This window comes from Zavarzinia compransoris (genome assembly GCF_003173055.1).
GTDB lineage: Bacteria > Pseudomonadota > Alphaproteobacteria > Zavarziniales > Zavarziniaceae > Zavarzinia > Zavarzinia compransoris.
Map to the genome: position 1 here is coordinate 298,824 of NZ_QGLF01000003.1, position 25,811 is coordinate 324,634.

26 protein-coding genes and 1 other RNA gene are annotated in these 25,811 nt (G+C 69.0%); 13 read left to right on the forward strand and 14 right to left on the reverse strand.

Features of this window, described 5'->3' with window-relative positions; genetic code table 11:
- The first annotated feature begins 955 nt into the window (after positions 1–955).
- From DKG75_RS12080 to DKG75_RS12100, 5 genes are all read left to right on the forward strand, one after another.
- Positions 956–1,942 (forward strand): ABC transporter substrate-binding protein, encoded by a 987-nt coding sequence (locus DKG75_RS12080; protein WP_109921372.1) that lies wholly within the window; start codon positions 956–958, stop codon positions 1,940–1,942.
- A complete protein-coding gene (locus tag DKG75_RS12085) occupies positions 1,939–2,682 on the forward strand; it encodes an ABC transporter ATP-binding protein (protein ID WP_243746563.1) in 744 nt (247 codons plus the stop codon). The genes DKG75_RS12080 and DKG75_RS12085 overlap by 4 nt, the downstream gene beginning before the upstream one ends.
- The gene (locus DKG75_RS12090) at positions 2,679–3,473 is read left to right on the forward strand and encodes an ABC transporter permease (protein WP_109921374.1); all 795 of its coding nucleotides are present in this window, start codon (positions 2,679–2,681) and stop codon (positions 3,471–3,473) included. Before DKG75_RS12085 ends, DKG75_RS12090 begins: the two co-directional genes overlap by 4 nt.
- Positions 3,474–3,477: 4 nt before the next feature.
- Positions 3,478–4,746: an esterase-like activity of phytase family protein gene (locus DKG75_RS12095; protein WP_109921375.1), complete on the forward strand. Its 1,269-nt coding sequence runs from the start codon at positions 3,478–3,480 to the stop codon at positions 4,744–4,746.
- An 89-nt stretch (positions 4,747–4,835) separates the two neighbouring features.
- The gene (locus tag DKG75_RS12100; protein ID WP_109921376.1) at positions 4,836–7,526 is read left to right on the forward strand and encodes an HAD-IC family P-type ATPase; all 2,691 of its coding nucleotides are present in this window, start codon (positions 4,836–4,838) and stop codon (positions 7,524–7,526) included.
- Positions 7,527–7,539: 13 nt separating this feature from the next.
- Here the strand turns inward: DKG75_RS12100 and DKG75_RS23775 are convergent, their stop codons facing one another.
- The 11 genes from DKG75_RS23775 to ssrS all read right to left on the reverse strand — a co-directional run bounded on the left by DKG75_RS23775 (position 7,540) and on the right by ssrS (position 14,901).
- Complete coding sequence (locus DKG75_RS23775) at positions 7,540–8,553, reverse strand: hypothetical protein (protein ID WP_166646525.1); 1,014 nt, start codon at positions 8,551–8,553, stop codon at positions 7,540–7,542.
- Between the two features lie 37 nt (positions 8,554–8,590).
- On the reverse strand, positions 8,591–9,028 hold the full coding sequence (gene tolR, locus DKG75_RS12110; protein ID WP_109921377.1) for a protein TolR: 438 nt from the start codon (positions 9,026–9,028) through the stop codon (positions 8,591–8,593).
- A 3-nt stretch (positions 9,029–9,031) separates the two neighbouring features.
- The gene (gene tolQ, locus DKG75_RS12115; RefSeq protein WP_109921378.1) at positions 9,032–9,796 is read right to left on the reverse strand and encodes a protein TolQ; all 765 of its coding nucleotides are present in this window, start codon (positions 9,794–9,796) and stop codon (positions 9,032–9,034) included.
- On the reverse strand, positions 9,793–10,278 hold the full coding sequence (ybgC, locus tag DKG75_RS12120) for a tol-pal system-associated acyl-CoA thioesterase (protein ID WP_109921379.1): 486 nt from the start codon (positions 10,276–10,278) through the stop codon (positions 9,793–9,795). The genes tolQ and ybgC overlap by 4 nt, the downstream gene beginning before the upstream one ends.
- Positions 10,271–11,320 (reverse strand): Holliday junction branch migration DNA helicase RuvB, encoded by a 1,050-nt coding sequence (ruvB, locus tag DKG75_RS12125; protein WP_109921380.1) that lies wholly within the window; start codon positions 11,318–11,320, stop codon positions 10,271–10,273. The genes ybgC and ruvB overlap by 8 nt, the downstream gene beginning before the upstream one ends.
- The gene (gene ruvA, locus DKG75_RS12130; RefSeq protein WP_109921381.1) at positions 11,317–11,937 is read right to left on the reverse strand and encodes a Holliday junction branch migration protein RuvA; all 621 of its coding nucleotides are present in this window, start codon (positions 11,935–11,937) and stop codon (positions 11,317–11,319) included. The genes ruvB and ruvA overlap by 4 nt, the downstream gene beginning before the upstream one ends.
- Entirely contained in the window at positions 11,934–12,449 is a 516-nt protein-coding gene (gene ruvC, locus DKG75_RS12135; protein ID WP_109921382.1) for a crossover junction endodeoxyribonuclease RuvC, read from the reverse strand. Before ruvC ends, ruvA begins: the two co-directional genes overlap by 4 nt.
- Before the next feature lie 7 nt (positions 12,450–12,456).
- A complete protein-coding gene (locus DKG75_RS12140; protein WP_109921383.1) occupies positions 12,457–13,203 on the reverse strand; it encodes a YebC/PmpR family DNA-binding transcriptional regulator in 747 nt (248 codons plus the stop codon).
- Between the two features lie 105 nt (positions 13,204–13,308).
- The gene (locus tag DKG75_RS12145) at positions 13,309–14,124 is read right to left on the reverse strand and encodes a TIGR00282 family metallophosphoesterase (RefSeq protein ID WP_109921384.1); all 816 of its coding nucleotides are present in this window, start codon (positions 14,122–14,124) and stop codon (positions 13,309–13,311) included.
- Positions 14,121–14,696, reverse strand: a complete 576-nt coding sequence (locus tag DKG75_RS12150) for a 5-formyltetrahydrofolate cyclo-ligase (protein WP_109921385.1) — start codon at positions 14,694–14,696, stop codon at positions 14,121–14,123. The genes DKG75_RS12145 and DKG75_RS12150 overlap by 4 nt, the downstream gene beginning before the upstream one ends.
- 48 nt (positions 14,697–14,744) lie before the next feature.
- A non-coding RNA gene (ssrS, locus tag DKG75_RS12155) (6S RNA) lies at positions 14,745–14,901 on the reverse strand.
- A gap of 159 nt (positions 14,902–15,060) precedes the next feature.
- Here ssrS and DKG75_RS12160 point away from each other — a divergent pair.
- A complete protein-coding gene (locus tag DKG75_RS12160; RefSeq protein WP_166646524.1) occupies positions 15,061–15,633 on the forward strand; it encodes a YceI family protein in 573 nt (190 codons plus the stop codon).
- 6 nt (positions 15,634–15,639) lie between these two features.
- On the opposite strand, the gene DKG75_RS12165 is transcribed toward DKG75_RS12160, so the two are convergent.
- The 3 genes from DKG75_RS12165 to DKG75_RS12175 all read right to left on the reverse strand — a co-directional run bounded on the left by DKG75_RS12165 (position 15,640) and on the right by DKG75_RS12175 (position 17,155).
- Positions 15,640–16,164 (reverse strand): peptidoglycan-binding domain-containing protein, encoded by a 525-nt coding sequence (locus tag DKG75_RS12165; RefSeq protein WP_109921387.1) that lies wholly within the window; start codon positions 16,162–16,164, stop codon positions 15,640–15,642.
- A gap of 122 nt (positions 16,165–16,286) precedes the next feature.
- Positions 16,287–16,661 (reverse strand): cell division protein ZapA, encoded by a 375-nt coding sequence (locus DKG75_RS12170; RefSeq protein ID WP_109921388.1) that lies wholly within the window; start codon positions 16,659–16,661, stop codon positions 16,287–16,289.
- An 8-nt stretch (positions 16,662–16,669) separates the two neighbouring features.
- Positions 16,670–17,155, reverse strand: coding sequence for a hypothetical protein (locus DKG75_RS12175; RefSeq protein ID WP_109921389.1), 486 nt, complete (start codon positions 17,153–17,155; stop codon positions 16,670–16,672).
- A 305-nt stretch (positions 17,156–17,460) separates the two neighbouring features.
- Between DKG75_RS12175 and tkt the strand changes: the two genes are divergently transcribed.
- The 7 genes from tkt (at position 17,461) to DKG75_RS12210 (ending at position 25,713) form a co-directional block, all read left to right on the forward strand.
- Positions 17,461–19,482 carry a transketolase gene (gene tkt, locus DKG75_RS12180; RefSeq protein ID WP_109921390.1) on the forward strand — a complete coding sequence of 674 codons (2,022 nt, stop codon included), beginning with the start codon at positions 17,461–17,463 and terminating at the stop codon, positions 19,480–19,482.
- A gap of 12 nt (positions 19,483–19,494) precedes the next feature.
- Positions 19,495–20,502 carry a type I glyceraldehyde-3-phosphate dehydrogenase gene (gene gap, locus DKG75_RS12185; protein ID WP_109921391.1) on the forward strand — a complete coding sequence of 336 codons (1,008 nt, stop codon included), beginning with the start codon at positions 19,495–19,497 and terminating at the stop codon, positions 20,500–20,502.
- Positions 20,503–20,513: 11 nt separating this feature from the next.
- Positions 20,514–21,716: a phosphoglycerate kinase gene (locus DKG75_RS12190; protein ID WP_109921392.1), complete on the forward strand. Its 1,203-nt coding sequence runs from the start codon at positions 20,514–20,516 to the stop codon at positions 21,714–21,716.
- 134 nt (positions 21,717–21,850) lie between these two features.
- The gene (locus DKG75_RS12195; RefSeq protein ID WP_109921393.1) at positions 21,851–22,783 is read left to right on the forward strand and encodes a class I fructose-bisphosphate aldolase; all 933 of its coding nucleotides are present in this window, start codon (positions 21,851–21,853) and stop codon (positions 22,781–22,783) included.
- Position 22,784: 1 nt separating this feature from the next.
- Positions 22,785–23,450, forward strand: coding sequence for a thiamine phosphate synthase (thiE, locus tag DKG75_RS12200; RefSeq protein ID WP_109921394.1), 666 nt, complete (start codon positions 22,785–22,787; stop codon positions 23,448–23,450).
- A gap of 102 nt (positions 23,451–23,552) precedes the next feature.
- Positions 23,553–24,428, forward strand: a complete 876-nt coding sequence (locus DKG75_RS12205; RefSeq protein WP_109921395.1) for an inositol monophosphatase family protein — start codon at positions 23,553–23,555, stop codon at positions 24,426–24,428.
- Between the two features lie 202 nt (positions 24,429–24,630).
- Entirely contained in the window at positions 24,631–25,713 is a 1,083-nt protein-coding gene (locus DKG75_RS12210; protein WP_109921396.1) for an OmpA family protein, read from the forward strand.
- Positions 25,714–25,811 lie beyond the last annotated feature (98 nt).

A 25,811-nucleotide genomic window follows, 5' to 3' on the forward strand; every position in this document is an offset into this window, starting at 1 on the left:
AATCACAAAAATATTTACAGAAACCGCATTTTGCCCTTGCAGTGAATAAATTCTGAGTTATTTATTGTTCATCGTTCAGCGGTGATGGCCCAAGGGGGCAGGCCGGGACGAGAACCGAGGAGGATGGACATGACGACCATCGCGAACATCGCCAACGGCCTGACCTTCGGCCGGATCACGACCCTGGTGGTGCTGGCCTATAGCGCCGCCGCCCTGGTGCAGATGACCAGCAACGTGCTGGCGATCTGACGCCGACCACGCCTTACCGACGGAGACCGCTCATGAACAAGCTGGCCTTCAATACGATCTTCGGACGCTTCCTCTCGATCGCCGTGCTGGCCTATGCCGCCGCGCTGGTCGTCGAAAACGTCAGCCACATCGCCGCCATCGCCTGATCGGCGGCACCGCACCAACCCAGGGACAGGCGCCGCCGGGCAAGAGAACCGGCCGGCAGCCCCTTCAAAGAGGACCAAAGACATGACCCGCTTCTTCACCTTCGACCGCATCCTGCTCGCCACCGTCGCCGCCTATGCGGTCGCCCTGGCGCTTCAGACGGCCCAGAACGTCGGCATCGCCTGAGGCGGCCGGCCCCTTCCGATCCAACCGGCGCGCCGGGCCTGCCCGGCCGCAGCCCAACCACAAGGACCACGACCATGACCCGCTTCTTCAGCTTCGACCGCGTCCTGCTCGCGACCGTCGCCGCCTATGCCGTCGCGCTGGCGTTGCAGACCGCGCAGAACGTCGGCCTCGCCTGAACGGCAGCCCCGCTTTTCCCCGGAGGGCCTCCCCGGCCCTCCACCCCGTGGCCCATCCCGCAACGATGGGCTGCCTGCCCTAGACCCGGTCCGGACCCTGTCCCGACCGGGTTCTTTTTTGCCCCGGCCCGCCGAGCCCCTTGCCCTGACCGACGGCGTGCCTATCCTTGGCGTCGATGAAACGCTGGGAGTTCGGTCAGATGACATTCGGTCGGCTTGTGCTCGGGGCGCTCGGCCTCGCGGTCGCCGTGGCGGCGCCCGCCCTTGCCCGCGACAAGGTGGTCTTCGGCACCAACTGGCTGGCCCAGGCCGAACACGGCGGCTTCTACCAGGCGCTCGCCGACGGCACTTACGAGAAATACGGGCTGGACGTCGAGATCCGCATGGGCGGGCCGCAGGTGAACCATGCCCTGCTGCTGGCGGCCGGCCGCGTCGACTTCAACATGGGCGGCGAGGGCTATGGCGCCCTCAACTACGTCCAGAACGCCATCCCCGTCCGCGCCGTCGCCTCCGTGTTCCAGAAGGAGCCGCGGGTGATGATCGCCCATCCCGAGACCGGGGTGACCGACCTCGCCTCGCTGAAGGGGCGGCCCATCCTGCTGTCCAAGGATGCGCTCACCACCTATTGGCTGTGGATGAAGCGGACCCAGGGCCTGACCGACGACCAGGTGCGGCCCTATAATTTCTCGCCCGCCCCGTTCCTGGCCGACAAGACGATGATCCTCCAGGGCTATCTCTCGTCCGAACCCTATACGGTGGCGCAGGCGGGGGTGAAGCCGGTGATCCTGCTCCTGGCCGACTACGGCTACGACACTTATTCGACCACGATCGAGGCCCGGCAGGAGACGATCGACAAGAACCCCGACCTGGTGCAGCGCTTCGTCGATGCCACCGTCATCGGCTGGAAGACCTACCTGACCGGCGACCCCGCCAAGGCCAATGCCATGATCAAGGCGGCCAACCCGGAAATGACCGACGACCAGCTCGCCTATGCCGTCAAGGTGCTGAACGAGCACGGCATCGTGCAGTCGGGCGATGCCCTGACGCTGGGCATCGGCGCCATGACCGACGCGCGCTGGCAATCCTTCTTCGAGGGCACGGTGGCGGCCGGGATCTATCCCGCCGATCTCGACGTGAAAAAAGCCTATACGCTGCAATTCGTGAACAAGGGTGTCGGCCTGCCTTGAGCCTGCTCAAGGTCCGGGACGTCGCCCGGCGCTTCTCCTCCGGCACCCTGGCGCTTCAGGGTGTCGATCTCGCGGTCGAGCGGGGGGAATTCCTCTCCCTGCTCGGGCCGTCCGGCTGCGGCAAGTCCACGCTGCTGCGCCTGATCATGGGGCTGGAGGCGCCGGATGCGGGCGCGGTCGAATGGGGCCGGCTGCGGCCGCGGATCGGCGTCGTCTTCCAGGAACCCACCCTGATGCCCTGGGCCAGCGTGCTCGACAATGTCGCCCTGCCGCTGCGTCTTCAGGGCCAGGGCCGGGACGAGCGCCAGCGGGCCGCCCGGGCGGCGATCGATCTGGTCGGCCTCGGCGGCTTCGAGCGGGCGGTGCCGCGCGAATTGTCGGGCGGGATGCGCATGCGGGTCTCGATCGCCCGGGCCTTCGCCGGCAAGCCGGAACTGCTGCTGATGGACGAACCCTTCGCCGCCCTCGACGAGATCACCCGGCTGCGCCTCGACGATGAATTGCAGGCGCTCGCCCGCGACCAGGGGCTGACCGTGCTCTTCGTCACCCACAGCGTGTTCGAGAGCGTCTATCTCTCCACCCGGATCGCGGTGATGAGCCCGCGCCCGGGCCGGATCACCGCCTCCCTGCCGATCGAGCGGACGGCGACCGGGGCGGCCTTCCGCGCCTCCGCCGATTATGCCCGGCAATGCGGCGCGGTGTCCGCCATCCTCGCCGAAGCCATGGCGGGGGCGGCATGACCGCGCGCCTGCTGTCGAGGGCGGCGCCGGCCGCCGTCGCCCTGCTGGTCCTCGGCGGCTGGGAGGCGCTGGTCCGCTTCGAAGACCTGCCGGCCTATATCCTGCCCGCCCCCAGCCGGATCGCGGCGACCCTGTGGACCGACCGGGCGATCCTGGCCGTTTCCCTGCTGGTCACCCTGAAGACGACCTTCGCCGCCCTGGTCACGGCGGCGGCGGCCAGCCTGCTGCTGGCGGTCCTGTTCCGGCAGAGCCGCTGGATCGAGCGCAGCCTCTATCCCTATGCCGTCATCCTGCAGGTGACGCCCATCGTCGCCATCGCGCCCCTGATCCTGATCTATGTCGAGGATCCCTTCGCGGTCATGCTGGTCTGCGCCACCATCGTCGCCTTCTTCCCGATCCTGGCCAATACCATGCTGGGCCTGCGCGCCGTCGATCCCGGGCTCGAGGACCTGTTCCGGCTTCAGGGCGCCGGGCGCTGGCGCACCCTGTGGCTGCTGCACCTGCCCTCGGCGCTGCCCTATTTCCTGGCGGGCCTGCGCATCGCCGGGGGGCTGGCGCTGATCGGCGCCGTGGTCGCCGAATTCGTCTCCTCGACCACGGCGGGCGGGGCGACGGGCCTCGCCTGGCGCATCATCGAGGCCGGGCAGCGCCTGAACGTGCCGCGCATGTTCGCGGCGCTGGCCCTGATCGCCGGCGCGGGGATTGCCATTTTCGCCGCACTCACGGCACTCTCGCAATTCGTGCTGCGCCGCTGGCACGACAGCGCGCGACAAGGGCAGGGAGGAAACTGAGACCATGGCCGCCCGGCTTCTGGAAATCCGCCGCATCGCCCTGCCGGTCCGTCCCTTCGATCTCGGTAAGGCCAGTTTCGACGGGGGCAATTTCGACGGGGGCAGGGAATTGCGCCTGTCGCTCGGCATCGGTTCCGGCCTGTCGCGCCGGTTCGGCGACCCGCCGGGCCGGCTCTATGCCATCACCGACCGGGGCCCCAATATCCCCTGCGACGAGGCGTCGGCCATCCTCGGCCTTGGCGCCGACATCCTGTGCGCCGGCGACGGCGAAGCCAAGATCTTCCCCCAGCCGGCCTTCCAGCCCTCGATCGTGACCATCGAAATCGCGGCGACCCGGGTGCGCCTGGCCGCCCGCCTGCCGCTGCGCGATGCCAAGGGCCTGCCCCTGAGCGGCCTGCCCAACCCGCGCGAGGGCGAGGCGGCACCGGGCATCGAACAGGCCTTCGACACCAGGGGCGCGCCGCTCGACCCCGATCCCGGCGGCGTCGACACCGAATCGGTGGCGGCAGCGGCGGACGGCACCTTCTGGGCGGGCGAGGAATATGGCCCCAGCCTGCTCCACATCGCCGCCGACGGCACGGTGATGGAGCGGATCGTGCCCAAGGGGGTGGGCCGCTTCTACAAGAAGGCGCCCTATCCGGTGCGCGAACGCCTGCCCGAGGTCTTCGCCCGGCGCCGCCTGAACCGGGGCTTCGAGGGCCTGACCCTGTCGCCCGACGGCCGCCACCTGCATTTCATGACCCAGAGCGCGCTGGCCCACCCGGATGCCGGGGTCACGGACTGGTCGCGCAATATCCGCCTCGTCACCTTCGACGTGAAGAAGCGCGAGGTCGAATGCGAGCATCTCTACCGCCTGGAACGGCCCGACGCTTATCGCGGCGACAAGGGTGCCCGGCGCAAGGACGTGAAGATCGGCGACATGTGCTCTTTCGGCCCCTACGACCTCCTGGTGGTCGAGCGGGTGGAGAATGCCTCCAAGATCTTCCACATCCGCCTGACCGCGGACCAGCGCCTCGCCCCCGAATGGCTGGACCTCGACCGCCGCCCGACCCTGGAGGAAACCGACGGCAGGGCGCTGCGGAAGGCCCAGATCCCGGTGCTGGAAAAGCGCCTGATCCTCGATTCCGACCGGGACAAGGGCCTGCCGCCCAAGATCGAGGGCTTGAGCTGGTTCGACGAGCGCACCCTGGTGGTCATCGACGACGACGACTTCGGCATCAAGGGCGCGCGCAGCGCCGTCCATGTCCTTCGCTTCGACGAACCCCTGATCTGAGCGCCGTCTCCGGGGGGCATATTTGATCGAGAACAAGTCCCCGGTCACATCCCCCTGCTAGGCTGGCGCCCTGACGCAGGGGATGGGTGATGGCGGACGATTGGCACGCGCAACCGGTGACCGAAGTATACGGCGGCCTCGCCACCGGGCCCGAGGGATTGAGCGGACAGGAGGCGGCGGAACGCCTGCTGACCCATGGGCCCAACAGCCTGCCGCCGGCGCGCGGCGTGCATCCGGTGCTGCGCTTCCTCAACCAGTTCAATTCGGCCCTGATCTATTTCCTGCTGGCGTCGGCGCTGGCGGCAACGGTTCTCGGCCACTACGTCGATGCCGGGGTGATCGTCGCGGTCACGATCCTGAACGCCATCGTCGGCTTTCTTCAGGAAGGCAAGGCGGAACGGGCGCTGGCCGCCATCGCCGCCATGATCAGCCCCAGCGCCCAGGTGCTGCGCGACGGCCGCCGCCGGGGGGTGGCGGTGGCCGACCTCGTGCCCGGCGACCTCGTCCTGATCGAAGCGGGCGACCGGGTGCCCGCCGACCTCCGCCTGACCCGGGCCAGCCAATTGCTGATCGACGAGGCGATCCTGACCGGCGAATCGGTCGCCGCCGCCAAGGCGGAACAGCCCGCCGCCCCCGCCGCGGCGCTGGGCGAGCGCCAGTCCATGGCCTTTTCCGGCACGCTGGTCGCCGCCGGCCAGGGCAGCGGCATCGTCACCGCCACCGGCCTGCGCACCGAGATCGGCCGCATCAGCAGCCTGATCGGCGCCGTGCCGACCCTGACCACGCCCCTGCTGCGCCAGATCGACCGCTTCGGCCGGCGCCTGACGGTGATGATCGGCCTCGCCGCGCTGGCGCTGTTCCTCTATGCCGTCCTGCTCGGCGGCCACCCCTGGGCGGAAGCGCTGATCGCTGTCGTCGCCCTGGCCGTCGGCGTGGTCCCGGAAGGCCTGCCGGCGGTGATGACCATCACCCTCGCCATCGGCGTGCAGCGCATGGCGGCCCGCCACGCGGTGGTGCGCCGCCTGCCGGCGGTCGAGACCATCGGCGCCACTTCGGTCATCTGCACCGACAAGACGGGGACGCTGACCCGGAACGAGATGACCGCGCGCCATGTCGTCACCGCCGGCGGCGGGCTGGCGGCCGGGGGCGCCGGCTATGCCCCGGAGGGCGGGGTGGAGGATGCGGCGGGCGTCGACGATGCCCAGGCGCTGGCCGCCGCCCTGCCGCTGATCCGCGCCGGGCTGCTGTGCAACGATGCCGTGCTGCGCTATGTCTCGGGCCATTGGCGCGTCGAGGGCGATCCCATGGAAGGCGCCCTGGTCACCCTGGCCGCCAAGGCCGGGCTCGAGGCCGATCATATCCGCCGCGAATGGCCGCGGCTGGCCGAACTGCCCTTCGATGCCCGCCACCGTTTCATGGCGACGGTGAACCGGGGCCCGGGCGGGGAGCATCGCCTGCTGGTCAAGGGCGCGCCCGAACAATTGCTGGACCTCTGCCTTGAAGAGGCCGGGCCGGACGGGGCGCCGCGGCCGATCGACCGCGCCTTCTGGCAGGCCGAGATCGAGCGCCGCGCGGCCGAGGGCGAACGGGTGCTCGGCTTCTGCGCCGGCCCCGCCGATGCGGCGAAAGCCCTGACGGTCGACGGCATCGGGCCGGGCCTGCGCTTCCTCGGCCTGGTCGGCTTCATCGATCCGCCCCGGCCGGAGGCGGTCGCCGCCATCGCCGAATGCCGCTCGGCCGGGATCGCGGTCAAGATGATCACCGGCGACCATGCCGCCACCGCGGGCGCCATCGCCCGCCAGCTGGGCCTCGACAGCGCCGGCCGGGTGATGACCGGCGCCGAGCTGGACGCCATCCCGGACGCGGCCCTGGCGGAAGCGGTCGCCCCGGTCGCGGTCTTCGCCCGCACCAGCCCGGAACACAAGCTGCGCATCGTCCGCGCCTTGCAGGCCCAAGGCGCCATCGTCGCCATGACCGGCGACGGGGTGAACGATGCGCCGTCGCTGAAACAGGCCGATGTCGGCATCGCCATGGGGCACAAGGGCACCGAGGCGGCGAAGGAAGCGGCGCAGATCGTCCTGCTCGACGACAATTTCGCCTCCATCGTCGCGGCGGTGCACGAGGGGCGGACGGTCTACGACAATATCCGCAAGGTCATCGCCTGGACCTTGCCGACCAACGGCGGCGAGGCCCTGGCCGTGATCGCCGCCATCCTGCTCGGCTTCACCATGCCGATGAGCGCGGTGCAGATCCTGTGGATCAACCTGGCGACCACGGTGACCCTCGGCCTGGTGCTGGCCTTCGAGCCGCCGGAACCGGGGGTGATGGCGCGCCGCCCGCGCGATCCGGCGGCCGGGCTGCTGTCCGCCTTCATGCTGTGGCGGGTGGTGTTCGTTTCCGTGCTGTTCCTGGCCGGCAGCCTCGGGGTCTTTTTCGCGGCGCTGGCCTGGGACGGCGACCTCGCCCTGGCGCGGACCCTGGTGGTCAACCTGATCGTGGTGTTCGAGGTCTTCTACCTCTTCAACATCCGCTATCTGCACGGCGGCTCGATCACTCTGCGCGGCCTGTTCGGCACGCCGGCGGTGCTGGCCGGGCTCGGCGGCGTGATCCTGGCCCAGGCCGGGTTCACCTATCTGCCGGTGATGCAGGACCTGTTCGGCACCAGGCCGGTCGGCCTCGTCGACGGGCTGATGGTGATCGGCGCCGGTGTCGCGCTGATGCTGGTGCTCGAGGTCGAGAAATACGTGCTGCGCCGCTACCGCCTGTTCGGCCAGGGGTAGCGGCGCGCCGGTCTCAGAACACCATGCCGCCCGGGTTGAAGGTGATTTCCATGTCCTTCCAGGCGTCGTATTTCGCGATCGGCAGGCCCTTCAGCGGGTTGCACTTGAAGAAGGCGCGATAGGTCGAGTTGACATAGGCGTTGCTCGTCGTCGCCGTCTTCTTCACCAGCTGGGGCTCGCCGATCAGGGCGCCGTTCTGGTCGAACTGCGCCCGCCAGGTGACCGACATGCTGTCATAGCCGGCTATCCCTGAATCGGTGAACCAGCAGGCCATGAGCTGGCCGCGTATCGCATCCTTTTCCGACGCGCTGAGCGGCCGGCTGGGGTTGTTGCGGTTGGTCGTCTCGCGGTTTGGCTTCGGCGCCTCGCGGGCGTCGGGCGGCGGCGGCGAGCCGGGCTTCTGCGGGTCCTTGTCGTTCAGCAGGGCATCGAGATCGTCGAGGTCGAGCGGCTTCGCCTCCGGCTTCTCCGGCTTCGGCTTGCCCGGCTTCGGTTTCTCGGGTTTCGGCTTTTCCGGCTTTTCGGGTTTCGGCTTCTCCGGTTCCTTGGGCTTTTCGGGCTCCTTGGGTTTTTCCGGTTTCGGCTTTTCCGGCTCCTTCGGTTTCTCGGGCGGCTTCTCGGGCGGCTTCTCGACCGGTTTCACCGGCTCGGGGTCCGGCACTTCGCTTTTCACCGGGTCGGGCGGGCGGACTTCGGCCACTTCCTTGGGCGGCTCGGGCTTCGGCTGGGGGGCCGGGGTCGGCGGTGTCGGCGCGGGCGGGGGCGGGGTGCCGGCGGCGGCGGGCGGCGGCGGCACTTCCTTCAAGGTATCTGCCGGCGGCAGCGGCTTCGAGGCGGGCGAAGGCGGGATCGGCGTCTTCACCCGCTCCGGGGGCGCCGGATTGGCCTGGTCCGAGATGACGTCCAGGACTTCGACCGAGAAGGGTTCGGGCTCGGGCAGCGGGCGGGCGAACTGCGGCAGGCCGAACACCATGATGGCGATCAGCAGCAGATGCACGATGCCGGAGGCGATGGCGCCCTTACGCATGATACGGAACCGAACCTTCCTTGTAGCTATCCGTCCGTCACTTCGCGGGCGGCAGGGCGATGAGGGCGACCTTGGTGAAACCCGCGGCCTTGATCTTGCCCATGGTCTCCATCACCTTGCCGTAATTGATCGCCTGGTCGCCGCGGACGTAGATCCGGGTTTCCGGGCCCTTCTTCGCCGCTGCCTGAAGATCGGCGACCAGCGTATCGACCGAGGACGGCGTATCGCCGATAAAGACCTTGCCCTCGGCATCGACCGAGACGATCACCGGCTTGTCGTCCTGGGGCATGGTGTCGGCCTGGGTGGTCGGCAGGTCCACGGGCACGCCCACGGTCATCAGGGGCGCTGCCACCATGAAGACGATCAGCAGGACCAGCATGACGTCGACCAGCGGCGTCACATTGATCTCGCCCATGGGGGCGCGGCCGCGCCGGCCGCCCCGCCTGCCCCCGCCGCCGCCGAGCGAAGCGCCCATGGCTCAGCTCCTCCGCTCGTCGATCTGGCGCGACAGGATCGCCGAGAATTCGTCGGCGAAGCCTTCCAGCCGGCCCTGGAACCGGCCGACGTCGGACGACAGCTTGTTGTAGGCGATGACCGCCGGAATGGCGGCGACAAGGCCGAGGGCGGTGGCGAACAGCGCTTCCGCGATACCGGGCGCGACCACGGCGAGCGAGGTGTTCTTGGACACCGCGATCGACGAGAAGGAATTCATGATGCCCCAGACCGTGCCGAACAGGCCGACGAAGGGCGCGGTCGAGCCGACGGTGGCGAGGAAGCCGAGATAGCGTTCCAGCCCGTCCAGTTCCCGGTTCAGGGCGACGCGCATCACCTTGGCGATCCGTTCCTGCAGGCCGGCGGCGACCACGGCGCCCGGCACCGCCAGGCGGTCGGTGGCGCGGCGCCATTCGCGCATGGCGGCGACGAAGACCAGGGCGAGCGGATGATCCGGGCGGCCGTTGATGCGGTCATAGAGATCGTCGATCGAATTGCCCGACCAGAAGGCTTCCTCGAACTGGTCGGCCTGGGCCTGGACCCGGCGCAGGCGGCGCAGCTTGTCGATGATGATGGCCCACGACCAGAAGGAGGCGAGCAGCAGCAGGATCACGACCGTCTTCACCACCCAGTCGGCCTGCATGAACAGGCCGAGGATCGACATGTCGGGGGCATGGGCCCCGCCGAGCCCGGTGGCCGCGATATCGCCGACCGGGGCAGTCAGGGCGCCGGGGGCAGTTTCTGGATTCATTTCGGGTTCCCGCTGGACATGGGTTGGTCTTGAATCTCGAAGGGGGCAAAAGCAAGGCGAACCGCATCCGGAAAGCGTCGCGGCCGGCCATTTCGGTCGAGACAGGCGATTCTGACCGTCGCCTGTGTCATGATTTCCTCACCCCGGCGCACGATCTGGCGCGATTCCATGCTGGCGCCCTTCAGCACCTGCAGCCGGGTCTCGACCACCAGGGCATCGTCCAGCTTGGCCGGGCGGGCATAATCGATGTCGATGCGCTTGACGACGAAGGCGAGGGGATCGTCGCCCTCCATCATGGCATTCTGGTCGATGCCGATCAGGCGGGCGAAATCGCTGCGGGCGCGCTCCATGAACTTCAGGTAATTGGCGTGATAGACGATGCCGCCCGCATCCGTATCCTCGAAGAAGACGCGGACGGGCAGCCAATGCGCCCCCTCGGCCAAGGTCCCGTGCTGGGGGGCTAGGCTCGACCAGTCAGGCATCGTCATCCTCGGCAAGCAGGGGCAGTTGGGCGATGTCGCCGCGCTCGGGCACGGCCAGCCCCAGGTGGCGGAACGCGGCCTGGGTCAACATGCGCCCTCTTGGTGTGCGCTGCAACAATCCCTGCTGGATCAGATAGGGCTCGATGATTTCCTCGATCGCGTCGCGCGGTTCCGACAGGGCGGCGGCCATGGTCTCGACCCCGACCGGCCCGCCGCCGTAATCCCGGGCGATCGCGGAGAGATAGCGGTGGTCCATGGCGTCCAGCCCCCGGCTGTCCACCTCGAGGCGGGTCAGGGCCATGTCGGCGACCTCGGCATCGACGGCCTCGGCACGGGCGACCAGGGCGAAATCGCGCACCCGGCGCAGCAGGCGGCCGGCGATGCGCGGCGTGCCGCGGGCCCGGCGGGCGATCTCGCGGGCGCCGTCCGGCGTCATCTCCACGTTCAGGATATGGGCGCCGCGCCGGACGATCAGCTCCAGTTCCGCGACCTCGTAGAAATTGAGCCGGATGGGAATGCCGAAACGGTCGCGCAGGGGCGTGGTCAGCAGGCCCGAGCGGGTGGTGGCGCCGACCAGGGTGAAGGGCGGCAGGTCGATCTTCACCGAGCGCGCCGCCGGTCCCTCGCCGATCATCAGGTCGAGCTGGTAATCCTCCATCGCCGGATAGAGCACTTCCTCCACCGCCGGGTTCAGGCGGTGGATCTCGTCGATGAAGAGGACGTCGCGCGGTTCGAGATTGGTCAGCAGGGCGGCGAGGTCGCCGGCCCGGGCGATCACCGGGCCCGAGGTCGACTTGAAGCCGACCCCCAGTTCGCGCGCCATGATCTGGGCCAGCGTGGTCTTGCCAAGACCGGGCGGGCCGAAGAACAGCACATGGTCGAGGGCGTCGCCCCTTGCGCGGGCGGCCTCGATGAAGACCTTCAGGTTCTCGCGCGCCTTGGCCTGGCCGATGAATTCGTCCAGCCGGGCGGGGCGCAGGCTGGCTTCGAGGATATCCTCCTCGCGCCGCACGCCGGATACCACCCGCTGCTCGCCGGTCATTTCGCCAGTTCCTTAAGGCCGCCGCGGATCAGGGCGCCAAGCTCGGGCGCCGGGCCCAGCTTCGACAGGGCGGCGGTCACCGCCACCGACGCCTCCACCGGCTTGTAACCGAGATTGACCAGGGCGGAAACCGCTTCCGCCACCGGACCGGTGCCACCGGCCGGTTTGGCATCGGAAGGCGCGGGCCCGGCGGCGACGAAGCCGGTGCCCGCGCCCGCGGGCACCCGGTCCTTCAATTCGGTGACGAGGCGCAGCGCCAGCTTCGGCCCGACGCCGGAGGCGCGGCCGAGCGCCGCCTTGTCGCCCAGGGTCACGGCGCGGGTCAATTCGTCGGGCGCCAGCGTGTCGAGGATGGCCAGCGCCACCTTGGCCCCCACCCCCTGCACGGTTTGGAGGACGCGGAACCAATCCCGTTCCGCCTTGTCGAGAAAGCCGAACAGGCGGATCGAATCCTCGCGCATCACGGTCTCGACCACCAGGGCGACGGCCTCGCCCGGGGCGGGCAGGCGGCGCAGGGTGCGGGCGGAACAGGTGGCGACATAGCCGACGCCGCCGCAATCGACCATGGCCCAGTCCTCGCCCGTCTCGTCCAGCCGGCCGGACAGCTTGCCGATCATCGGGGTCCCCCGGCGGCAAGGGTGGCGCGGGCCAGGCTCCGCTCGCTCTGGGCGTGGTGGGCGTGGCAGATGGCGACGGCCAGCGCATCGGCCGCGTCGGGCCCGGTCACGGTGACGGTCGGCAGCAGGACCTTCACCATGTGGTGGATCTGCGCCTTGTCGGCATGGCCGGCGCCGACCACCGATTTCTTGATGTGGTTCGGGGTATATTCGGCAACCGGAATCCCGGCCAGCGCCGGGGCCAGCAGGACGACGCCGCGCACCTGACCCAGTTTCAGGGTCGAGGTCGGGTTCTTGTTGACGAAGGTTTCCTCGACCGCCGCCGCATCCGGGGCATAGCGGGCGATGATCTCCTGCACGCCCTCGAAGATCTGGCGCAGGCGGGTGGCGAGGTCGTCGCCGGCATCCGAGGTCACGGTGCCGTTGGCGACCGGGGTCAGGCGGGAGCCGACGGCCTCGATCACGCCCCAGCCGGTGCGCTGAAGTCCGGGATCGAGGCCGATCAGTCTCATCGCCGCATCAGGCCGACAGTTTCGCCATGATCTCGTCCGACACCTCGAAGTTCGAATAGACGTTCTGCACGTCGTCATTGTCGTCGAGGGCGTCGATCATCTTCAGCAGGCTGCGGGCGGTGTCCTCGTCCACGGCCGAGGTCACGCCCGGCTTGAACACCAGCTTGGCGCCCGAGGCGGCGCCGAACTTCTCTTCCAGCGCATCGCGGACGGCGCCCAGGTCGTCGATCGAGGTGGTGATCTCGTGGCCGTCCTCGGTGGAGATGCAATCCTCGGCGCCGGCCTCGATCGCCGCTTCCAGCATGGCGTCGGCGCCCGCCGCCTCGGCCGGATAGGTGATCTGGCCGATGCGGTTGAACATATGGGCGACCGAACCGGTCGAGCCCAGGTTGCCGCCGAACTTGGTGAAGATCGAGCGCACTTCCGATGCGGTGCGGTTGCGGTTGTCGGTCAGGCCCTCGACCACCACGGCGATGCCGGCGGGGCCATAGCCCTCGTAGCGGACTTCCTCGTAATTGTCGCCGTCGCCGCCGGCCGCCTTCTTGATCGCGCGGTCGATATTGTCCTTCGGCATGTTTTCCGCCCGCGCCGCCAGGATGGCCGCCCGCAGGCGCGGGTTCATGTTGGGGTCGGGCAGGCCCATCTTGGCCGCCACGGTGATTTCGCGCGCGAGTTTCGAGAAGATCTTCGACCGCTTGGCGTCCTGCGCGCCCTTGCGGTGCATGATGTTCTTGAACTGTGAATGACCTGCCATGTTCCCTACTCCAGGGGCCGGCGAAACCGTAGCCCTGACCTGATTTGCGAAAGCGTCGGGGTGATGAATACCATATCTGGTGGCGGACGTCAGTCCGGAGGCCCCTCAGTCCGGAGGCCACTGGGGTTTGAGGCGCCCGCCGACGCGGATCGGCTCGATCCTGAGCGCAAGGCCGGTGCGGTCGTCGGTCTCGACCAGCAGGCCGCAGACCGTGGCTTCGCCCGCCGCCGGCTCGAAGCGGCCGCCCGGCAGTTTCCGGACGAAGCGGTTGACCGGCTCCGCCTTCTGCATGCCGATGACGCTGTCGTAGTCGCCGCACATGCCGGCATCGGTCTGATAGGCGGTGCCGCCGGGCAGGACCTGGGCATCCGCGGTCGGGATATGGGAATGGGTGCCGACGACCAGCGACACGCGGCCGTCGCAGAAATGGCCCATGGCCATTTTCTCCGACGTCGCCTCGGCATGGACGTCGATGATGGCGGCGGCGATGGTGGCGCCCAGGCGCACCTTGTTCAATTCCGCCTCGACCGCGGCGAAGGGATCGTCCAGGGGATCCATGAAGATCCGGCCCATGACGTTGACCACCAGCACCTTCTTGCCCGTCCGGGTCTCGAACACGCCGGCGCCCCGGCCCGGCGTGGTCGGGGGATAGTTGCGCGGGCGCAGCAGGCGGGGGTCGCTGCCGATATAGGACAGGGTTTCCTTCTGGTCGAAGGCATGGTTTCCGGTCGAGATGACGTCGACGCCAAGGGCGTAGAATTCCTTGGCGATCTGCGCGGTGATGCCGAAGCCGCCGGCGGCGTTCTCGCCGTTGACGACGACGAAGTCCGGCTTCAGCCGTGCGCCGATTTCCGGCAGGTGGCGGGCCAGCCCGTCGCGCCCGGCCCGGCCGACGACATCACCGAAGAACAGCAGCCTCATGCATGGATTCCGATCGTTTCCCGCTCGGTCACGATCCAGTCGAGGTCTGCATCATTGGCCGCGCGCGGCACGGATGCCACTTCCTGGACCGAAAAAGCAAGCCCGATGGTGAAAAGATCCGGTTTTGCCGCCCGCAGCAGGGGCAGGGTGCGGTCGTAGAAGCCGCCGCCCTGGCCAAGCCGGCCGCCCCGGCGGTCGAAGCCGACCAGGGGCACCAGCACCACGTCCGGCAACAGTTCGGCGCCGCCCGCCGGCACCGGAATGTCGAATTCCCCGGCTTCCAGCGCCAGCCCCTCGGCCCAGCCGCGGAACACCAGGGGGCGCCCGGGGGCGACCACCACCGGCAGGCACAGGTCGTGGCCCCGGGCCGCCAGCCGGCGCAGGCCGGGCAGGGGGTCGATCTCGCTGCCATGGGCGACATAGCCGGCGATCCACGCCGCGGTGGGCAGGGGCAGGCGTTCGAGCCGGTCCGCCAGCCGCTGGGCGGCTTCCGGCCCGGCCGCCGCCTGGGCAGCCTTGCGGCGCTCGCGCAGGGTCTTGCGCAGGCGGGCCTTCTCGTCGTCGATGTCCATGAGCCCGTCGTCTTGTCGTTCAGGGTATTGGCGCAGGGCGATAGGCGTGGCGGGACCACCGAAGCCGCTGGCGTTCCGATCCTCTGTGGCCTGCGTCAGCAGGTGGGCGCCATGTTTCCGGACCACGGTCCGGAAAGGGACAGCTCCCAAGAGTTCGGGTATTGGCCCCAGGGATTGCAGTGCCTGGCGCACCCAGCAGTACCCGCCACAATTCCTATGTAGGGTGTCGATGGCCGCTTGTCCAAGGATTCATGCGGCTGGCGCCGGGGCCGCGACGTGCTAGCCTGCACGAAAAGGTGAAAACCATGGGGGCAAGACCGGGGAGGAGGCGCGCATGCGGCAGTCCTTGAACATTGTCCGACCCTTGAACATTGTCCAACTGGCGGTGGCAGCCCTCGTCCTGGGGGCGGTGCCGGCCCGGGCGGGCGATCTCTATCGCATCCAGCCGGGCACCACGACCATCGCCTTCGCCGTCGATGCCATGGGCCTGTTCGAGACCACGGGCGAATTCGAGGCCTTCGAGGGCAATCTCCTGCTCGACCTCAAGGAGCCGGAGCGCAGCCGGGTCGAGGTCCGGGTCGACACGACCTCGGTCGCGACCGATTCCAGCTATGCCGGCGAGCGCCTGCGCTCGGCCGATTATTTCGACGTCGAGCGCTATCCGGTGATGCGCTTCCGGGCCAATGCGGTCACCCCGCTCGATGCCGGCCGGGTGGCGATCACCGGCGACCTGACCATCCGCGACGTCACCCGGCCGCAGACCCTGGAAGCCAGCCTGACCGACCGGCGCTTCGATCCCGCCGCCGGGGCCGAAGTCGCCAATTTCACCGTGACCGGCAAGGTCGACCGCGCCGCCTTCGGCATGGTCGCGGACCAGGGGCTGGTCTCGGACGACGTCGCCCTTTCCATCCGCGCCCATATCCGCCTGGCGCAATAGTCCCGCTCAGGCGCCCGGGCCGTCGTAGAAGCTGAAGTCGACGAAGCCCAGCCGCTCGCGCAGGGCGGCGGGGGCATCGGTCGCCTTTTCCACGAAATTGCGGAAAGTGCGGCCGTTCATCACCTGGAGGCAGCGGTTCAGCGCCTGGATCGTATACCAGCCGCCGGTTTTCTTGGCCTGGGGCTTGCCCCAGCCGATGGGGGCGCGGTTGACGATGCCATCGACCGTCAGCGGGCCCAGGCTGCGCTGGTTGGCCACGCTCTGGAACGCCTTGATCCAGTCCGATGTGCGCGAGGTGAACTTGCCGTCGACGGGATAGATCCCGTCCCCGCCCTTGCCGCCCGCGGTCGGCCCGATCAGGACCGAGCCGCCGATCGGATTGGGGTTGCTGCCCATCCAGCATGGGCCCGTGCTCACGCAGATCGTGAACAGCATGTATTGCACCAGCATCACGTCCGTATCGACGTTGGGCTTGCCCGGCCCGACGGCATATTGGACGTTGTAGAAAGGCGCGATTGCGATGGCCATCATGTTCCCCCGGGGGGCGCCGCCTTCAACCCGCCGAAGGCACCAGGCCGCCCGCCTTCCAGGAAACACCGAAGTACCGCCGCCGCACAGGGGCGGCGGTCACAAATCGGGCGGAAAACCGGGGATCAGGCCGGCTCGAAGCGGGCGACCAGCTGCTCGACGCGGGCGGCGGCCTTTTCCAGACCCTGGGCGGCGCGCAATTCGACATGGGCGGCCCGGCTGCCGGCTTCGGCATGGAGGCGGGACACTTCGGCGCGCAGCTGTTCGAGTTCGGCGTGCATCGCCTCCATCTCGTTCAGCCGGTCCGACAGGTCGTCGGCGGCCAGCAGGCCGACCAGCAGCAGCACCTGGGCCTCGGGCACCGAGGCGTTCGGCGGCAGGTTCAGGCTGTCGGCCTTGGCCTGCAGGTATTCGGCGAGTTCGGCGATCTTGTCCTCGTCACCGGCCTGACAGGCGACGCGGTAGTCGCGCCCGTTCACCCGGACCGTGGTCTGGCGCATGGCGGGCCTCACTCAGCGATGGCGCGGTCGAGGCGGCCGATGGTCTGGTCCAGGCGCTTGGCCGCCGCGTCCTGGGCGTTTTCCAGGCGGAACAGGTCGGCCTGGCGCTGCGCGCTCTGCTGTTCGGCTTGGGCGAGGGCCTGGCGCAACTGGGCCATTTCCTTCCGCGCCGTGTCGAGTTCGCTCAGGGCTTCGTCGGCGAAAGCCTCGGCATCGGCGAGGCGGCGCTCGAGGTCGGGCGCGGCCGCGGCCGGGGTCTCGCGCAGCACCGCATTCTCGGCGGCAAGCTCGGCGATCCGGTTTTCCAGCTGGCGGTTGTCGGTGCGGACATCCTCCAGCGCCTGCGACAATTCGTCGACGTCGCGGTTCAGGCGATCGTATTCGTCGACCAATGTGGCATGCACGGTCTGATCGACCCCGCCGCCGAAGGGCAGGGCGTCCAGGCGGTCGAGGGCGGCGGCGAGCCGGATTTCAGCGGCGGCGAGACGGTCCATGGGCGGCCCCAGATCAGATGTGCGGCATCTATATGTGCGGCATGGCCGCGCGAATCATCCAACAGAATGTGCCTGCGGGCTTTCGCGGTCAATCGCCGCCAGCGGATTTCCGGGATCTTGCGGCCATGTTTCCGGCGCCGCGGGCCGGGGGCGCCGGCGCCGGCCATCGTCCGCGAAATGACTGCACCGCGGCCATGGCAGTTGACATGCACAGGACGGTCTGCAATGCAACGCCCGCAAAGGCCGCGGCGAGTTCCCGCCGCCGGCTTCCCCTGGCGTATACCGCTTAGCACCGGGCGATTTCCATGACCGAGACGACCTCCCCCCTCGCGACGACGGCGCCGGCCGCTCGGGATCTGGCCAATGCCATTCGCGCCCTGGCGATGGATGCGGTCGAGGCCGCGAAGTCGGGGCATCCCGGCATGCCCATGGGCATGGCCGATGCCGCCACCGCACTCTTTACCGAGCATCTGCGCTACGATCCGGCCAATCCGGCCTGGCCCGACCGGGACCGTTTCATCCTGTCCGCCGGCCACGGCTCGATGCTGCTCTATGCGCTGCTCTATCTGACCGGCTATCCGGACATCGATCTCGACGAGATCAAGAAGTTCCGCCAGCTCGGCGCCCGCACCGCCGGCCACCCGGAATACGGCCATGCCGCTGGCATCGAGACGACGACCGGGCCCCTCGGCCAGGGTATTTCCAACGCGGTCGGCTTTGCCATGGCGGAGGCGCATCTCCGCGCCCGCTTCGGCGAGGCGCTGGTCAACCATTTCACCTATGTGATCGCCGGCGACGGCTGCCTGATGGAAGGCGTCAGCCAGGAAGCGATCACGCTCGCCGGGCACCTGAAGCTGAACAAGCTGATCGTGCTCTGGGACGACAACCGGATCACCATCGACGGCGCCACCGATCTTTCCACCTCGGAAGACGTGGGCCTGCGCTTCACGGCCGCCGGCTGGGCGGTCGATGCGGTCGACGGCCATGACGCGGCGGCGGTTTCGGCCGCGATCGCCCGCGCCAGGCTCGCCACCGACAGGCCGACCCTGATCGCCTGCCGCACCACCATCGGCTTCGGCGCGCCGACCAAGGCCGGCAAGTCGTCGGCCCACGGCAGCCCGCTCGGCGCCGCCGAGATCGAAGGCGCCCGCAAGGCGCTGGGCTGGCCCTACGGCCCGTTCGAGATCCCGGAGGCGATCCTCGACGCCTGGCGCGCCGCCGCCAAGGCCCGCGCCGCCGAGGGCAAGGCCTGGGGCGAGCGCTTCCTGGCCGCGCCCAAGGAATTGCAGGAAGAGTTCGAGAATGCCTTCTCGGGCTTCATCCCGGCCAAGCTGATCGCCGAGATCAATGCCTTCAAGGCGAAGATCTCGGCCGACAAACCCTCGGTCGCCACCCGCAAATCGTCGGAACTGGCGCTCGAAGTGATCAACAAGGCGGTGCCGACCACCATCGGCGGCTCGGCCGACCTGACCGGTTCGAACAATACCCTGACCAAGGGTCTCGGCACCTTCGCCCCCGGCTCCTACGAGGGCCGCTATGTCTATTGGGGCGTGCGCGAGCACGGCATGGCGGCGGCGATGAACGGCATGGCGCTGCATGGCGGCGTCATCCCCTATGGCGGCACCTTCCTCGCCTTTGCCGATTATTGCCGGCCCTCGATCCGCCTGGCCGCCCTGATGGGCATCCGCTCGATCTTCGTCATGACCCATGACTCGATCGGCCTCGGCGAGGACGGTCCCACCCACCAGCCGGTGGAACAGATCGCCTCGCTGCGCGCCATTCCGGGCCTCAACGTCTTCCGTCCCTGCGATACGGTCGAGACCGCGGAAGCCTGGGCGGTCGCGGTCGCTTCGCAGACCACGCCGTCGGTTCTCGCCCTGTCGCGGCAGAACCTGCCGACCCTGCGCGATGCCCATACGGACGTGAACCTGACCGCCAAGGGCGCCTACGAACTGCTGCCGGCCGCGGGCGGCCTGGCCGAGGTCAGCCTCTTCGCCTCGGGGTCCGAGGTCGAAATCACCGTGAAGGCCCGCGACATACTGGCGCACGACGGCATCCGCGCCCGTGTCGTCTCGGTGCCCTGCATGGAGCTGTTCGCCGCGCAGGAGCAGGCCTATCAGGAGACCGTGGTGGGCAATGCGCCCTGCGTCGGCGTCGAGGCGGGCATCGCCATGGGCTGGGAACCGATCCTGGGGGTGCCGACTTATTTCGTCGGCATGGACGGGTTCGGCGCCTCCGCGCCCGCGCCCGAGCTTTACAAGCATTTTGGCATCACCGCAGAGGCGGTGGCCGATGCGGCCAAGGCCGCGATCGGCAAAATTGGCTGACAGGAGGATTGAATGGCTGTTCGGGTAGCGATCAACGGGTTCGGGCGTATCGGCCGCAATGTTCTGCGCGCGATTGCCGAATCCGGTCGCAAGGATGTCGAGGTCGTGGCGATCAACGATCTCGGCCCGGTCGAGACCAATGCGCATCTGCTGCGCTTCGACTCGGTCCACGGCCGTTTCCCCGGTGAAGTGGCGGTCGACGGCGAATTCATCGTCGTCAACGGCCAGAAGATCAAGGTGACCGCGGTCCGCAACCCGGCCGAACTGCCGCATGCCGACCTCGGCGTCGACATCGCCATGGAATGCACCGGCATCTTCACCTCGAAGGACAAGGCTTCCGCCCATCTGACCGCCGGCGCCAAGCGCGTCCTGGTCTCGGCCCCGGCCGACAATGCCGATCTCACGGTCGTCTACGGCGTGAACCACGGCGCCCTGAAGGCGGAGCACCTGGTCGTCTCCAACGCCTCCTGCACCACCAACTGCCTGGCGCCCGTGGCCAAGGTCCTGAACGATGCCATCGGCATCGACAAGGGCTTCATGACCACGATCCACAGCTATACCAACGACCAGCCGTCGCTCGACCAGATGCACAAGGATCTGTATCGCGCCCGTGCCGCCGCCCTCTCCATGATCCCGACCTCGACCGGCGCGGCCAAGGCCGTCGGCCTCGTGCTGCCGGAACTGAAGGGCAAGCTGGACGGCGTCTCGGTCCGCGTGCCGACCCCGAACGTCTCGGTCGTCGACCTGAAGTTCGTCGCCAAGCGCGCGACCACGGTCGAGGAAGTGAACGCCGCGATCAAGGCCGCGGCCGACGGCGACCTGAAGGGCGTTCTCGCCTATACCGCCGCGCCGAACGTCTCGATCGACTTCAACCATGACCCGGCGTCCTCGACCTTCGCCCTCGACCAGACCAAGGTCATGGACGGCACCCTGGTCCGCATCCTCACCTGGTACGACAACGAGTGGGGCTTCTCGAACCGCATGAGCGACACCGCCGTCGCCATGGCGAAGCTGATCTGAGGCCCCTGCCCATGTCCGCGGGACGCCGCTTTGCCGGCATCGACGATCTCGGCGACCTTCACGGCCGCCGGGTCCTGCTCCGGGTCGACCTCAACGCCCCGATGAAGGATGGGGTCGTCACCGACCTCACCCGCCTGCAGGCCAATGCCGTCACCATCAAGGCCCTGGCCGCCAAGGGCGCCAAGGTCATCGTGCTGTCGCATTTCGGCCGGCCCAAGGGCTGGGACGCCGGGCAGAGCCTGCGCCCGGTCGCCGATGCCCTGCCGGTCATCGTCGGCCTGCCGGTGCATTTCGCCCCGGATTGCGTCGGCCCGGTCGCGAAGAAGGCGGTCGACGACCTGGCGCCGGGTGGCGTTCTCGTGCTCGAGAACACCCGCTTCTACCCGGGTGAGGAAAAGAACGATCCCGACTTCGCCCGCCAGCTGGCCGACCTCGGCGAATTCTTCGTCAACGACGCCTTTTCCTGCGCCCATCGCGCCCATGCCTCGACCGAGGGCCTGGCCAGGCTGCTGCCGTCCGCGGCCGGCATCTGGATGAAGAAGGAACTGGACGCGCTCGAAGCCGCGCTCGGCGCGCCGGAGCGCCCGGTGGTGGCGGTGGTCGGCGGGGCCAAGGTCTCGTCCAAGCTCGAAGTCATCGGCAATCTGGTCGGCAAGGTCGATTACCTGGTGATCGGCGGCGGCATGGCCAATACGTTCCTGTTCGCCAACGGCAAGGCCATCGGCAAGAGCCTGGCCGAGCGCGATATGGCCGATACCGCCCGCGCCATCGTCGCAAAGGCGAAGGCGGCGGGTACGGAAGTGGTGCTGCCGGTCGACGGCGTGGTCGCCCGCGAGTTCAAGGCCTATGCCCCGTCCGAGACCGTGTCCTTCGACGCGGTGCCGGACGATGCCATGGTCCTCGACGTCGGGCCCCGCTCGGTCGAGCGCGTGGCCGAAGTCTTCGCCAAGGCGAAGACCGTGGTCTGGAACGGCCCCTTCGGCGCTTTCGAGATTGAACCCTTCGATGCCGCGACCAATGCCGCCGCGCGCGAAGTGTCGAAGCTCACCCGCGCGGGCAAGCTGCTGTCGGTCGCCGGCGGGGGCGATACGGTGGCGGCGCTCAACCATGCCGGCGCTGCGGAAGGCTTCTCCTTCGTCTCGACCGCCGGCGGCGCCTTCCTCGAATGGCTCGAGGGCAAGGAACTGCCGGGCGTGAAGGCGCTGGCACGGTAAAAATAGTCTCGGCCGGCGGGAACGAAAGTCCCGCCGGCTTTTTCTTTTCCACGATGCGCCGCAGCATGGACGGCCTTCCGCCCGCCTGCTAAAAGCGCGCCCGAATTTCAACCGAGTCGTTTCTGGGGGACCCCATGACCAAAGTCACCAAGAAGGTGAAGGACATCCTCTCGTGGTACGAGAGCGACAACCCGGGCACCAAGGCCAATATCGCCCGCCTTCTGGGCGCCGGCCGTCTGGGCGGCACGGGCAAGATGATCATCCTGCCGGTCGACCAGGGTTTCGAGCATGGTCCCGCCCGCTCCTTCGCGCCCAATCCCCCGGCCTATGACCCGCATTATCACTTCCAGATCGCGATCGATGCCGGCCTCTCGGCCTATGCCTCGGTCCTCGGCATGCTGGAAGCCGGCGCCGACACGTTCGCCGGCCAGATCCCGACCATCCTGAAGGTCAATTCCTCGAATTCGCTGTCGCGCGCCAAGGAAGCCCCGGACCAGGCGATCACCGCCTCGGTGAAGGATGCGGTCCGTCTCGGCTGCTCGGCCATCGGCTTCACCATGTATCCCGGTTCGGACCAGATGTTCGACCAGGTGGAAGAACTGCGCGAACTGACCGCCGAAGCCAAGTCCCATGGCCTTGCCGTCGTCGTCTGGTCGTACCCGCGCGGCGGCAACCTGTCGAAGGAAGGCGAGCTGGCGCTGGATGTCGGCGCCTATGCCGCCCATATGGCCGCCCTGGTCGGCGCCCATGTCATCAAGGTGAAGCTCCCCTCCGACTTCATCGAGCAGGGCGAGGCCAAGAAGGTCTACGACAAGCACCCGGTGCCGACCGCGACCCTGGCCGACCGCGTGCGCCATGTCACCCAGGCCTGCTTCGGCGGCAGGCGTCTCGTCGTCTTCTCGGGCGGCGCCGCGAAGTCGGAAGATTCGGTCTATGACGATGCCCGCGCGATCCGCGACGGCGGCGGCAACGGCTCGATCATCGGCCGCAACACGTTCCAGCGCTCGCGCGAAGACGCGCTGGGCATGCTGGACAAGCTGGTCCGCATCTACAAGGGCCAGGAATAACATGGCCAAGGCGGCGGGACAGCCGGTGCAGGACGACCCCAAGCCGCCCTGCCGCCTCTATCTGGTCACGCCGCCCGCGTTCGAGGCCAAGGCTTTCGGCGAGGTGCTGAAAGCCGCCCTCGGGGCGGGCGACGTCGCCTGCGTCCAATTGCGCCTGAAGGATGTGACCGACGATCATATCCTGCGCACCGCCGATCACCTGATGCCGATCGTGCAGCGGGCCGGCGCCGCCTTCATCCTGAACGACCGGCCGGACCTCGCCCAGGCGCTGGGTGCCGACGGCGTCCACGTCGGCCAGGACGACATGCCCTATGCCGAGGCCCGGCGCCTGTTGGGGCCGGACACCATCGTCGGCGTCACCTGCCACGACAGCCGCCACCTCGCCATGGAAGCGGGCGAGGCGGGGGCGGATTATGTCGCCTTCGGCGCCTTCTTCCCGACCACGACCAAGGACCCGAAGGCCCGGGCGCCCTTCGAACTCGTCTCCTGGTGGGCCGAGATGATGACCGTGCCCCAGGTCGCGATCGGCGGCATCACGGCCGACAACTGCCGTCCCCTGGTCCGGGCCGGCGCCGATTTCCTGGCGGTTTCCGCCGGCATCTGGCAGCACCCGGAAGGCCCGGCCGCCGCCGTCGAAGCCTTCAACGCGATCTTCGCCGCGCCCTGACCGGGGTGGTTTGACCGGGACCGCGGGGCCTGATAGGGTCCCGCGCCATTGCCGCCCCCTGGGCGTGCCTGCTCTTTTCCCTGTTCGATCCCGAGGTTTCCGATGGCGTTCCGTTCGCCCCTCATCAATGTCATGGCTTCCGCCGCCACCAAGGCCGCCCGCGGCCTGAAGCGCGATTTCGGCGAGGTCGAGAACCTGCAGGTTTCGAAGAAGGGCCCGGCGGATTTCGTCTCCGTCGCCGACAAGAAGGCCGAGGAAGTCCTCCATGCCGAATTGTCGCGGGTGCGGCCCGATTTCGGCTTCGTGATGGAAGAGGGCGGCATCATCGAGGGCAGCGACAAGTCGCATCGCTGGATCATCGATCCCCTGGACGGCACCACCAATTTCCTGCACGGCCTGCCGCAATTCGCCATTTCGATCGGGGTCGAGCGCGACGGCGAGATTATCGCCGGCCTGATCTACAACCCGATCGCCGATGAAATGTATTGGGCGGAAAAGGGCGCCGGCGCCTATTGCAACGATCGCCGTCTCCGGGTCGCCGCGCGGAAAGACCTGAAGGAATGCGTGATCGCCACCGGCATCCCGTTCCACGGCCGCGGCGATCACCTGCGCTTCCTCAAGGAACTGGGCCTCGTCATGCGCGAGGTGGCGGGGGTGCGCCGCTTCGGTGCCGCCTCCCTCGATCTCGCCTTCGTCGCCTCGGGGCGGTTCGACGGTTTCTGGGAAACCGAGCTTCAGTCCTGGGACATCGCCGCCGGCATCATCCTGGTGCGCGAGGCGGGCGGCGTCGTCACCGACCAGCGCGGCGCGAAGAAAGTGCTGCATGCGCCCGAGATCGTTGCCGGCAATGAAATCGTCCACGAAAAGCTGCGCCGCCTGATCGAGCGCGCCGGCCTGCCGCCCAAGAAGCCCGCGGCCAAAAAGTCGGCGGCCAAGGCCGAAACTCCGGTTGCTTCCGGGCCCGACAGCGGGGAATGATAGCGGCCTGATTTGGCCGTGCGCACCGCGCCCGGCCGAGGGGTCGGGCGGGGCGCCCTGCATTGCAATATTTCGTCGGTTTCGCGACTCGTCAGTTCCTGGTAAGAGAGCGAGGCTACAGGGGAGTGCAAAGCGTATGAGGGCAGCCGCAAGGGGACGCGGAACCGCCTGGACCGTGAGGTCCGGGGTCTCCCTTCTTGCCTTGGTCGCGGCGCTCCTCGGCCTTGATCTCGCGCTTTCCGCGCCCGCCCATGCCGGCGGCAACGAGGAGGACGAGGTCGCCCCGGCGCTGCGCACGCCCGCGCGCCCCGCGCCGCGCCGTCCGGCGGCCCGGCCCGCCGGTGCCGGGGTCGATTATGAAACCATCATCATCGGCGGCGCCCCGTCCACGGGCGTGAGCGTCGATATGTCGGTGCTGGACGATCTGGTCGCGCCGCCTGCGCGCCCGCGCCGGCCGAGGCCGGCAGTCGCCCGCCCGGCGCCAGAGCGGTCGGCCCCCGAACGGTCGGCTGCCGAACGCCCCGCCGCCGCGCCGCACGCCGCCGAAGTCGCCGCCCCGGCGCCGGCGGAGACCGAAACCGCCCTGGCGCTGCCCCCGCCGCCCGCCCCGGTCGCGCCGCCGGAACCGCCCGCGCCGGTGGCTGAAGCGCCGCCGCCGCCGGCACCCCCCGCCATCGACGTGGCGACGCCGCGCACCCTGGCCATGACCGAACTCGGCTCGCGCCTGGACGAGCCGGCGACCGCCGCCGCCCCGCCGCCGGCCCCGCCTCCAGCGCCACCGCCGTCACCGCCACCGCCTCCTCCTCCTCCCCCGCCGCCTGCGGCCAGCGTGCCGGAAACGCCGGCCAATCCGCCCCAGGACCTGACTGCGGCCCTGCCCCCGGCCCCGCCGCCGCCGCCCCCGGCTGCGCCGCCGGAAGCCGCGGCCCCCGTGCCGGCGCCCGGCGCCGCCCCGGCCAGCGGCTTGCCGGCGGTTGCCAGGGCGGTGACGCAGGTCCGTTTTGGCACCACCTCCGATACGCTGGACGCCGAGGCTCGCGCCGCCCTCGATGCCGCGGTCGCCGGCCTCAAGGAACCGGGCGGCCGCATCCTGCTGCGCGGCTTCGCCAGCGGCACCAACGACACGGCCACCGGGGCCCGCCGCCTTGCCCGGCAGCGGGTGCTGGCGGTGCGCACCTATCTGATCGAACAGGGGGTCGCGGCCAATCTGATCGACCTGCGCGCGGTCGGCATGGCGGCGGATGCGCCGGTCGCCGACGGGGTCGACATCGCCGTCACGCCCTGATCGCAGGATGTGGTCGGGGCCCCGGCATCGGCGGCTCCCTGCCGGAATTTTCGCTTCGCCGGGACCGTTTTCGGTGCCGTCGGCCGGGGCGCTTAGAG